This is a genomic window from Halococcus sp. AFM35, assembly GCF_051195015.1.
In the GTDB taxonomy this organism is placed as follows: Archaea; Halobacteriota; Halobacteria; order Halobacteriales; family Halococcaceae; genus Halococcus.
This window is the reverse complement of sequence record NZ_JBNTJU010000101.1, coordinates 1-991: the sequence shown is the minus strand read 5'-3', so window position 1 is coordinate 991 and position 991 is coordinate 1. Positions and strand designations below refer to the sequence as shown.

General features: G+C 64.2%; 1 protein-coding gene. It reads right to left on the bottom strand.

The features are described 5' to 3' along the window. Nucleotides 1-160: 160 nt before the first annotated feature. A partial coding sequence (gene pstC / locus ACQUQO_RS18250; RefSeq protein ID WP_435080079.1) for a phosphate ABC transporter permease subunit PstC occupies nt 161-991 on the bottom strand: 831 nt, incomplete at its 5' end.

The window sequence follows — 991 nt, the reverse complement described above, 5'->3', positions numbered from 1 at the left end:
GTTAGCTCGACGCCGAACGCTTCCGTCCCGAAACTCGTCACATCGAACAGCGATGCGAGCGCGAACAGAAAGCCGAGAACGCCGAGACCGACGACCGCAGCGCTGGCCCGCCCGAACGCCGACCCGCCCTCGTTCACCAGCCCTCGCTCGTAGGACTCGCTCATTGCTCGCCTCCGAGCCTGCGCACCATCCGGCGCTCGATAAGCTGTGAGACGACCGAGATGGCCATCACGGTCACGAACAGCACGGCCCCGGCAGCGAACAGCGCGTTCACGTGGAGGCCGCTGGCGTTGCCGTACTGGCTGGCGATGAGGCTCGTGAGCGTAATCGTGTTATCGAAGACGTCGAAGATGGGCGCTGGTAACTCGGTTACGTTACCGAGGATCACCGTTGCAGCCATCGTCTCGCCGACTGCGCGGCCGACACCCAGCAACACGGCGGCGGAGATACCCGAGAAGGCCGCGGGCATCGTGATGCCGGTCATCGTCTGCCAGTCGGTCGCCCCGAGCGCGAGCGAGCCCTGTTTCATCGACTCGGGTACACTCGAAATAGCGTCCTCGGCGACCGAAACAACAGTGGGAAGCGCCATCACGCCGACGACCAGACCCACGGCGAGCAGGCTGCCAAGCCCAGGTAGGCCGAACGCACTGCTCGAGGAGAAATACGGGTTGAGCACGACCAGCCCGAGATAACCGAACACGATGGAGGGGATGCCAGCGAGGATTTCGATACCGGGTTTGAGTATCTCGCGCAGCCACCCCGGCGCTACCTCGCTGATGAACAGCGCGCCGGCGACGCCAAGCGGCCCGGCGATGGCCACGGCTAGCAGCGTTTCGATGACCGTGCCGACGATCGCCGGCGCGAGCGAATAGATCTGCTCGCCGCCGGTCTCCCACATCGGCTCGTTAGTATACGAAACGAGGTCGACCAGTCCCATGTACCGAATCGCTGGTAGCGCCTCGCGCAGGACGAACACGATGATGAGACCCAT